8 protein-coding genes are annotated in these 9759 nt (G+C 42.6%); 4 read left to right on the top strand and 4 right to left on the bottom strand.

From position 1 onward, the window contains the following. Positions 1 to 23: 23 nt before the first annotated feature. From I4Q58_RS04790 to I4Q58_RS04805, 4 genes are all read right to left on the bottom strand, one after another. Positions 24 to 1430, bottom strand: coding sequence for an MATE family efflux transporter (locus tag I4Q58_RS04790; protein WP_203294254.1), 1407 nt, complete (start codon positions 1428 to 1430; stop codon positions 24 to 26). 161 nt (positions 1431 to 1591) lie between these two features. Then, a complete protein-coding gene (locus I4Q58_RS04795; RefSeq protein ID WP_203294256.1) occupies positions 1592 to 1798 on the bottom strand; it encodes a hypothetical protein in 207 nt (68 codons plus the stop codon). Between the two features lie 87 nt (positions 1799 to 1885). Continuing rightward, positions 1886 to 4345, bottom strand: coding sequence for a DUF5686 and carboxypeptidase-like regulatory domain-containing protein (locus tag I4Q58_RS04800; protein ID WP_236002817.1), 2460 nt, complete (start codon positions 4343 to 4345; stop codon positions 1886 to 1888). A 213-nt stretch (positions 4346 to 4558) separates the two neighbouring features. Further along, on the bottom strand, positions 4559 to 5539 hold the full coding sequence (locus I4Q58_RS04805; protein WP_203294258.1) for a pyruvate dehydrogenase complex E1 component subunit beta: 981 nt from the start codon (positions 5537 to 5539) through the stop codon (positions 4559 to 4561). Between the two features lie 239 nt (positions 5540 to 5778). Between I4Q58_RS04805 and I4Q58_RS04810 the strand changes: the two genes are divergently transcribed. The 4 genes from I4Q58_RS04810 to I4Q58_RS04825 all read left to right on the top strand — a co-directional run bounded on the left by I4Q58_RS04810 (position 5779) and on the right by I4Q58_RS04825 (position 9700). Then, positions 5779 to 6519 (top strand): electron transfer flavoprotein subunit beta/FixA family protein, encoded by a 741-nt coding sequence (locus I4Q58_RS04810; RefSeq protein ID WP_203294260.1) that lies wholly within the window; start codon positions 5779 to 5781, stop codon positions 6517 to 6519. An 82-nt stretch (positions 6520 to 6601) separates the two neighbouring features. After that, positions 6602 to 7570 carry an electron transfer flavoprotein subunit alpha/FixB family protein gene (locus I4Q58_RS04815; RefSeq protein ID WP_203294262.1) on the top strand — a complete coding sequence of 323 codons (969 nt, stop codon included), beginning with the start codon at positions 6602 to 6604 and terminating at the stop codon, positions 7568 to 7570. Positions 7571 to 7700: 130 nt separating this feature from the next. Next, positions 7701 to 8330 (top strand): bifunctional nuclease family protein, encoded by a 630-nt coding sequence (locus I4Q58_RS04820; protein WP_203294264.1) that lies wholly within the window; start codon positions 7701 to 7703, stop codon positions 8328 to 8330. A gap of 107 nt (positions 8331 to 8437) precedes the next feature. After that, complete coding sequence (locus tag I4Q58_RS04825) at positions 8438 to 9700, top strand: Na+ dependent nucleoside transporter N-terminal domain-containing protein (protein ID WP_203294266.1); 1263 nt, start codon at positions 8438 to 8440, stop codon at positions 9698 to 9700. The last annotated feature ends 59 nt before the right edge of the window (positions 9701 to 9759 follow it).

Here is a 9759-nt window from a genome sequence, read left to right on the forward strand (position 1 = left end):
CTAAAATACGAAAAAGTATGATGTTATACTACCGTTCGTTTCCAATTTCCTTTGCGAAACCAGACGATAGCGATTACGGCAATAAGTACTTCGGCCAATGTAATAGCCCAAAAAACGCCTTTCGGCCCCCAATCGAAAAGAAGTGCTGCCGCATAGGCGAACGGCAACTGAAAAATCCAAAAGCAAAAGAAGTTAATGATCGTAGGAGTTCGTGTATCTCCCGCACCGTTGAAAGCGTTGGTGACCGTCATGCCATAGGCATAAAACACATATCCAGCCCCTACAATTTGAAGACTTAGCGAACCATAATGCAGCACATCGGGAGCATCACTGAAAAGTCGGATGATAGTTTCAGCGAAGAATAGGTATACCAATGAGATTATGGCCATAAACCAAGCATTGTATCGCCCCGTTTTCCAAACCGAGATTTCGGCCCGGTCGGGTTGTCCGGCACCAAGATTCTGACCTACCAAGGTGGCCGCTGCGTTGCTCATTCCCCAAGCGGGCATAAGGGTAAACATCATGACGCGAATCGAAATGGTATAACCGGCTAATACTTCACTGCCAAATTCACTCATAATCCGCATAAGAAATATCCAACTGGAGGTCCCGATGAGAAACTGACCGATTCCGCCTAAGGAAACTTTCACCAAATTCCACATCACCTTCAAATTCAATACAAAATCAGAAAGCGCCAATTGTATACGAGTAGCGCCAAAAAACAGAATGTAAAGTTGAAACAAGACCGCTGATCCCCTTCCGATGGTGGTTGCGATTGCAGCACCGCCGACGCCATATTCAGGAATTGGGCCCCAACCGAAAATAAAAATCGGATCGAGAATGATATTTAATCCATTCGATAAAACCAAGGTCCACATAGCCATGGAAGCATTTCCGGCACCGCGAAAGATTGCATTTATTAGAAATAACAACATAATAGTTGCATTCCCCGCAAATAAAATCTGGGTATAACGGTAGCCTTCCGCGACAAGATCTGCTTCAGCACCCATCAACTGCAGGATTTCCTTTGGATAAAATCCTCCTAGCAAACTGACAAGTATAGAAACGGCAACACCTAAAATAATAACCTGGACTGCAGCGGTATTCGCTTCAGCATACTTTTTTTCTCCTACCCTTCGGGCCACTACGGCGGTTGCCGCCATGGAAAGTCCGACCGCTACTGCATAGACTAAGGTAATAACCGATTCGGTAAGGCCGATGGTAGCCACAGCATTTGTACTTACCTGCGATACGAATGCGATATCGACAAGCGCAAAGATGGATTCCATGCACATTTCAAGAATCATGGGCACGGCCAACAGAAAGATAGCTTTTTTAATACTTCCTGAAGTGACCTGTACTTCCTTGCCTGCAATGGCTTCCTTTAGGAGTGAGAATATGGAATTGGTAGTGGTTGAAAATGATGACATAGTGGTTGAAATAAATGAAATAACAAATAGCCCCTGAGGGGAACGGAAAGACGGGAATCATTCTGGAACACTTCCAAAATGATGCAATTACGCTATATCATTCATTTTCATAATGATACAAATGTACTTTAAAATTAAATAGGATGAAAGGGGGATTTACCTTATTCTTCTTCACCATCCGAAAAACAGACGGAGCATAGACGCACACGAGGGTAGTGTTTTGAGGCTTCTTCCAACGCTTGATCGCTATTCTTGGCTGATTTAAGAGGAATACAATTGTCCTGTACCGGAAGGAGCTCGCAATCGGACTGATGAACTACGTGTTTGTTCTGAAATCGTGCTTTCTTTTCAACAAAAAACATAATCATTCGGGGAATTTCGCGCCGCTAAAGTACAATAAATTAACCTTGCGGTAACCTTCGCCAGAAAAACTTAACATTAACGCTGTAAGTCGCTTAGAATGAGAAACCAAATTCGCCGGTCACACCGAAGGAACGCGCATCTGGATTATCGAGGTAATTTCCTCGGAAGTTGAAGTCGATACGGAAGATTCGGAAGATGTTCCCTACGCCAACGCTCCATTCCCAATAGATATCGCCAGGGGCTTGGTAGGTGATGTTTGAAGCATTCAGCGCTCGGTTTTCATCTGATATTTCACCATAAACAGCACGGAATCCTACAACTTCCCGTAAATCGAGGTCGCGAAGCCCTGGAATTCTTCCGAAGATTCGTCCGCCGAAATTATGCCGAAGGTGAAGCGAAGCATAGGTATCGGTCACGAATTCATAGAAATCCAAATTGGTGAAGGTGTTGTAGATACTGAAGTAGGTTTGGTTTCCTGGTACTGGACTCAACAATCCCAATGGAACGGGATCGAAAATCTTACCGACTTCAACGGTGCTAAACAATCTTCCGAAGCCACCAATATTCCAAGGCTGAGTATAAAATGCTTGAAGCTTTTGGTATTCGAAATCACCTTGAAGAACATAATCCATACCATAGGTATAGCCTAAATAGAGGCTAGGAAAATCGCCATCGTTGATAATCGTGCGTTCAACACCATAACCCGAAGTCTTTCGATTAGGGGTGTAGAAAACCCCTACCTCGACTTCCGGTTGCTGAATCCGGCTTCTTACTTCACCCGTGAAGACGCCATCTTCAAATACCTTATAATCCAAACTAAAGGTATTGGTGGCCGAACGAAGGGTTCTATAAGAGCCCGTCACGCGGAAATTAAGATTTTTAGCAGGTTCGAACTCAAATCCAGCAGTGGTTAAGTTAATTCGGGTAAGACGATCGTTTTGCCCTACGGATATCAAGGAGGAAGATGCCAAGCTTCGACCTAATACGTCATTGCTTGTCGTTAAACTTGCCCCGGTCTGTTCCACATCCTTTCGATTACCAGCGAACACGGTGAAGCGACTTTTTCGGTCAAGCAACCATTTTCCGGAAATTCCATATTTGAAACGCTGATCTTTAAATCCGTAAGCGCCGAAGCCTTCCAATCGCCACATATCGTTCTGACTGAAATAGGTTCGTCCCCCCAATCGAATCCGCAGGCCTTCCGCTTCATTAAAACCGAAAATGGAAAACACGGGGCCGATATCGAAGTTATCGACTTCATAGTATCCTGAGGCTAACGTGGCACCGATATTATAAAGCGTTTTAAACCTGGGAACCTCTTTTAGCGTATCGAGCATGGTATAAATACCTTTTTCATCTTTATTGAGTTCTTCCAATCGATTTTTATCCCAAAAACTATCCGGTCGGTTGTACACGATTTCATTATACGATTCGGTTTGTTCGCCGTAGAACTCCTTTGGCTTCTTTTTATTGAATTCGTAATCGTCGTATAAAGTGGTGCGCTTTCCATAAATTCCTTGGGCTTCTTCCTTTTTGCGAATGCTGAAATCGCTCATAAAATAGTCGCGCGTCATCAGGAAAGTGGAATCGTTTAAGACATCGAATTCCTGTTCGATATAAATTTCACGTACCCAGTTGATATTGGCACTTTTACTGGCTTGAAGGTTGATTTCCTTTACGGCCCAGGTGGTATCATTCACCCAGAAATCGCCTTTGAAGGTGAGTTCATTTTTACGCCTTGGGTAGTATACAATATTATAGCACCATTTATTGTCGCGATAGGCGCTGTCCAATAAAACATAATTATAGACGTCTATTCCGGTACGGGAGAGCGGACTGGTGAAGGCCTTATCGAAAAACTTCAGATAGTTATCGTATACGTCATATTCCTTATAGAGGTCTTTTACAAAAGCAATCAGCGTTTGATTATTGCTGAACCCGGAATTCTTATTTCCTTCTAGCACCTCCTTTTTCTCGTTCATCACATTATCGCCATATACTTTATAGAACGCTTCATTGATGAAGATAGGAAGGTAGGAGTTACCCGTTACCCGCGAGGTATCGATCTGGTCCCAGATAAATTCCATGCCTTTAAAAACCTTACTTTTTATAAGGGCAGAATCGATTGTATTTAAATCGAATTCCAGCTTTTCGTATTTATCGTAGCTGTATTGTTTGAATTTCTTGACACCATTCTCCCGTCGGTTTTCCCAAATTTTTCGGAGAATATCAATGGCTGGATTGTTCTTTTTTGGTTGATCGCCTGTATAGATTACCACTTCATCCAAGGCCGCTGCCTCTTCTTCCAAGGTAACCTCCATTTTATAAGTTGCCTGTTTGGTGAGTGGCACCTTTTTCGTTTCAAACCCAACAAAGGAAAACACTAAGGTATCATGACTTTTAGAACTTTCTAGGTAAAAGCGCCCTTCTTCATTACTAATAGTACCATCATTTGAATTCTGAAAGACCACATTCACGAAAGGTAGTGAAGCACCTGAAGCACCCCGTACCACACCGCTGACCTTGGTTTGTGACCAAGCCAGACAGGGCAAGACTAATAAACATATAAGTAGATATCGTATATTGATAGGGCTCACTATTTAAGAGGCTGTTACAGCGTGCGCAAAGGACACGAATAATTTGCCAAAATACAATTTCGAATTGACAAATAAATCACAAAATTAAGATGCAGATACTAAAATGAATCCATTTGAACCTATGAAGGCTCAGTTTTCTCATTTAAATTAAGTGCTGTAGGAGCTAAATTAGTCTTTGTATAAAACCTTTCGTACTGCTTTCACAACGTCATCCTTATTTGGCAACCACTCTTCCAAAAGTACGGGAGAGTATGGCGCCGGCGTGTCGGCAGTATTCAACTTAACGATAGGTGCATCCAAAAAGTCGAACGCTTGGCTTTGTACCTGATAGGTAATTTCAGTAGCGACATTTCCAAAGGGCCATGCTTCTTCCAAAATAACCAGTCGATTGGTTTTTTTCACCGATTCTAAAATCGTGTCATGGTCCATCGGACGAACCGTTCGTAAGTCGATGATTTCACATTCAATACCATCCTCGGCCAATTCTTCAGCGGCTTTGTATGCCTCCTTGATAATTTTCCCAAAGGAAACGATGGTTACATCGGCACCTTTTCGCTTTACTTCAGCAACTCCTAGTGGAATAAGGTATTCGCCTTCTGGCACTTCACCCTTATCGCCATACATCTGCTCGCTTTCCATAAAGATCACGGGGTCATCATCACGAATGGCGCTTTTCAACAATCCTTTTGCGTCTTTTGGATTACTGGGTACTACGACCTTTAATCCCGGACAGTTGGCATACCAGCTTTCAAAGGCTTGGGAGTGTGTGGCTGCTAACTGACCTGCCGATGCGGTTGGTCCACGGAAAACAATCGGGATATTAAATTGGCCTCCGCTCATCTGACGCATCTTTGCAGCGTTGTTTATAATTTGGTCGATACCCACTAACGAGAAGTTAAAGGTCATAAACTCAATGATCGGTCGGTTTCCGTTCATTGCAGATCCCACTCCAACGCCCGCGAATCCAAGTTCCGAAATTGGCGTATCGATGATGCGCTTCGCCCCGAACTCGTCTAGCATACCTTTACTGGCCTTGTAAGCACCGTTATATTCGGCTACTTCTTCGCCCATAAGATAGATGGTATCGTCGCGGCGCATTTCTTCGCTCATTGCTTCCGCTATCGCTTCTCGAAATTGGATTGTTTTCATAGGAATACTGCTTTAAAGAATCGCAATAAAAGTTCGGAGGACAAAAATAGCATAATCTGAATGGGTAGGGCGAAAAAATGTTAACATTTAACGCAAATTTATTATGCATGCATAGCATTTTTCGGAAATATATCCGTATCTTCGTAACCCAAAATGTCTTAGACTATCCAAATAGCTGTAAACGCTTACAACTACTAAGACAGTAACGAAATTTATATCTAAAAAAATAGCTGCATAATATGAAAATTTTAGTGTGTATTAGTCACGTTCCCGACACCACATCCAAAATTAATTTTACCGATGGCGATTCGAAATTCGACACCAATGGTGTGCAATTCGTAATTAATCCGAACGACGAGTTCGGTCTTACCCGTGCCATGTGGTTTAAAGAAAAGCAAGGTGCTACCGTACACGTGGTAAACGTTGGCGGAGCAGAAACAGAGCCAACGCTTAGAAAAGCGCTAGCAATCGGTGCCGATGAGGCCATTCGTGTAGATGCTCCGGCAACCGACGGATTTTCCGTTGCGAAGCAATTAGCTAATGTAGTAAAAGAAGGTGGCTACGATTTAGTCATTGGAGGTCGTGAAAGCATCGACTATAATGGTGGAATGGTACCCGGGATGGTCGCAAAACTTACCGGTGCTAACTTTATCAATACCTGTATCGGACTTGAAATCGATGGTACTACCGCAACAGCTACTCGCGAAATAGATGGCGGTAAGGAAACCTTAAAAGCAGAACTTCCATTAGTCATTGGCGGTCAGAAAGGTTTGGTTGAAGAAAGCGATCTTCGCATCCCCAATATGCGCGGTATTATGCAAGCGCGTAAAAAACCGTTGAATGTGAAAGAAGCTGTCGACGCAAATGCTGAAACCGAAGCCGTTCATTTTGCAAAACCTGCTCCAAAAGGAGATGTGAAGTTGGTTGAAACTGTCGACGAATTAGTCGATTTACTTCATAACGAGGCGAAAGTAATTTAATAATACAGAATGCTGAATGTAGAATTCAGAAGTAAAAGTTACTCTGAATCATAATTCATAATTCATAATTCATAATTAGAACATGTCTATATTAGTATATACCGAATCCGAAGAAGGAAAATATAAAAAAATTGCCCAGGAAGCCGTATCCTTTGCGCGTGGCATAGCCGATAAGATGGATATGAGCGTAACAGCCGTTGCCATTAACGGTGGCGATGCTTCCGAATTGGAAAAATGCGGTGCCAATAAGGTATTGCAAGTGAAGGATGACGCGCTTAAAAATTTCAATGCAGCTGCCTATGCTGATGTCTTGGCGCAAGCTGCCAAAAAGGAAGAAGCGAAAGTAGTAGTGGTATCCAGTAGTGCAAACGCAAAGTTTTTAGCACCATTATTGGCTGTTAATCTTGACGCTGGTTATGTTCCAAACGTTAGCGAACTTCCTGAAAGCACAAGTCCGTTTAAAGTAAAACATAGTGTTTTCACCAACAAAGCCTTTGCTACCACTGAAATTAAGACTGATATAAAGGTTGTCGGACTTGCGAAGAATGCTTACGGCGTTCACGAAAATCATGCCGACGCAACAATTGAAGACTTTGCTCCCGAGCTATCTTCAGACGATTATAATGTGGAAACGGTTTCTGTCGATAAAGCAACCGATAAGGTAACAATAGCCGATGCTGAAATTGTAGTTTCTGGTGGCCGTGGATTGAAAGGTCCTGAAAATTGGGATATGATTGAAGAAATGGCCGATATTCTTGGCGCTGCTACCGCTTGCTCCAAACCAGTAAGCGATATGGGATGGCGTCCACATAGTGAACACGTAGGACAGACAGGAAAACCTGTAGCTTCCAACCTATATATCGCAATCGGTATTTCTGGAGCAATTCAACACTTGGCAGGTATTAATGCTTCCAAAACCAAGGTGGTTATCAATAACGATCCTGAAGCGCCTTTCTTTAAGGCAGCAGACTACGGAATTGTTGGCGATGCCTTTGAAGTGGTACCGAAACTGAATGAAAAATTGAAAGAGTTTAAGGCACAGAACGCATAATTTTTGTTACTTTGTGCCTGATTAAAGGGCTGTTCAGAGAAAGGCACGTCCTTTTTTTGAACAGCTTTTTTCATTGCTGAATTCGCCCAATGAAAGGTATACGAAACTTTTCAAACATAGAGCCGCTTACATGAGTCTTGTTCGCCTAACCATAAAAGGAATATCCTACAGTCAGACCCAAAACGGGGCCTACGCCCTTATCCTAAGTGAAATGGAAGGGGAGCGAAAATTGCCCATCGTTATTGGTGCTTTTGAAGCCCAATCGATTGCCATTGCGCTGGAAAAGGAAATAAAACCACCACGTCCCTTAACCCACGACCTTTTTAAGAATTTCGCCGATCGCTTCGGAATTTTGATCAAACAGGTCATTATCCATAAGCTTATCGATGGTGTTTTTTATAGTAGTATTATCTGCGAGCGAGACGGACTTGAGGAAATTGTGGATGCCCGAACCAGCGATGCAATAGCGTTAGCACTGCGCTTCAATGCTCCTATTTTCACCTATAAAACTATTTTAGACAAGGCTGGAGTTTTCCTGAAAACAACTCCTGAAAAGAAGAAAGAAAAGCTTTCCGACGAGGAAGAAGCAGTGTTGGATGATCTAATTTCTGGGGGTGAAGAAAAAACGTCGGAAAAAAAGAAAATCGATTACAGCAAATACACCCTTAAGCAACTGAAAAAGATGTTGGAAAAAGCTGTATCTGGTGAAGATTATGAACAAGCTGCCGGGATTCGGGATGAGATTTCCAAACGTAAATAATTCGATTTTATGAGGCAGTTTCAATTTCTATTCTACTTTTGCCCTGCAAAATTCAACCCTTCAACTTTTAACCACTTTTGAAGCAGCCGATAACTCGATTAGAATCCATGCGTCACTTTCTACTATTCATCCTCTTTAGCGTATCATTTCTCACCCTTCACAGTCAATCTATCGAGCGTACTTGGGACTTCGCTTCCATCGAAAATGAAGAAGGAGAAACCCTATTAAATATAAACCCTGAATCGGATTCATTGCGCCTTGAAAAAGGTCGCTTTACCTACTCATTAGCAGCAAAGGACAGCCTGAATGCTGCTGGCGATTATATTTATCAGAATAATTTATTGGTGTTTTTTTACACCCTGCCGAAAGACACCATTCGAAGGTATCACGTTTCAGAACTGACCGATAGCACGTTGGTGTTTTCTGAAAATAAGGTAAACTATCGTTTTTCAGCTCCCGATGACACTCAGGTCTCCCAGGTTGAAGTGGATACTGATAGCAGCCTAGCCTTAGATCCAGATGAAGGAGTGGGCATAAACGTTACCAGTATTTGGCGTGGGGTATTGGGAATGATTTTTTTGCTAACGGTATGCTTTCTATTAAGCAGTAATAGAAGAAAAATTAACTGGCGGTTGGTCGCTACAGGGCTTGCCCTTCAATTGCTATTTGCGATTTTAGTGTTGAAGGTCGATTTCGTAGCCATGGGCTTCGATTGGATTTCCGATAAGGTGGTGAAGTTCCTGAACTTTAGTGAGAAAGGTGCCGAATTCTTGTTCGGTGGATTAGTGACCGACATGGACACGTTCGGATATATCTTCGCTTTTAAGGTACTACCTACCATCGTATTCTTTTCAGCGTTTACATCACTACTATATTACCTCGGAATTCTACAGAAAATTGTAAAAGCCTTTGCTTATGTTATGAGCAAAACCATGCATCTTTCAGGAGCAGAGAGTTTGGCGGCTGCGGCAAATATCTTTATCGGTCAGACCGAAGCGCCTCTAGTGGTGAAGCCGTATTTAGATAAAATGACCAAATCGGAAATCCTCTGCTTGATGGTTGGTGGAATGGCAACTATTGCTGGCGGCGTACTTGCCGCTTTTATCGCGTTCTTGGGTGGTGATAGCGATGCAGAGAAGGTAATCTTCACCAAACACTTGCTTACCGCTTCCATCATGTCGGCTCCAGCAGCTATCCTAATTGCAAAAATGCTATATCCTGAAACCGAAAAGGTGGATAAAACACTGGATATTTCAAAAGATAAGGTAGGAAGCAATGTATTGGATGCTATTTCGAGAGGAACGACAGAAGGATTAAAATTAGCCGTAAACGTTGGGGCAATGTTATTGGTATGCATCGTCCTGAAATAGGTTGACTAAAAATTAACCCTTTTAGTACTATACCTTATGAAAGACAAAAAACCACCCTG

The sequence above is a fragment of the Luteirhabdus pelagi genome (genome assembly GCF_016827595.1).
GTDB classification, from domain to species: domain Bacteria; phylum Bacteroidota; class Bacteroidia; order Flavobacteriales; family Flavobacteriaceae; genus Luteirhabdus; species Luteirhabdus pelagi.

Coding starts and splice junctions, on each gene's coding strand:
- I4Q58_RS04820 (WP_203294264.1), top strand. CDS start 7,701: ATGAGTCTTGTTCGCCTAACCATAAAAGGAATATCCTACAGTCAGACC.
- I4Q58_RS04795 (WP_203294256.1), bottom strand. CDS start 1,798: ATGATTATGTTTTTTGTTGAAAAGAAAGCACGATTTCAGAACAAACAC.
- I4Q58_RS04815 (WP_203294262.1), top strand. CDS start 6,602: ATGTCTATATTAGTATATACCGAATCCGAAGAAGGAAAATATAAAAAA.
- I4Q58_RS04810 (WP_203294260.1), top strand. CDS start 5,779: ATGAAAATTTTAGTGTGTATTAGTCACGTTCCCGACACCACATCCAAA.
- I4Q58_RS04790 (WP_203294254.1), bottom strand. CDS start 1,430: ATGTCATCATTTTCAACCACTACCAATTCCATATTCTCACTCCTAAAG.
- I4Q58_RS04805 (WP_203294258.1), bottom strand. CDS start 5,539: ATGAAAACAATCCAATTTCGAGAAGCGATAGCGGAAGCAATGAGCGAA.
- I4Q58_RS04825 (WP_203294266.1), top strand. CDS start 8,438: ATGCGTCACTTTCTACTATTCATCCTCTTTAGCGTATCATTTCTCACC.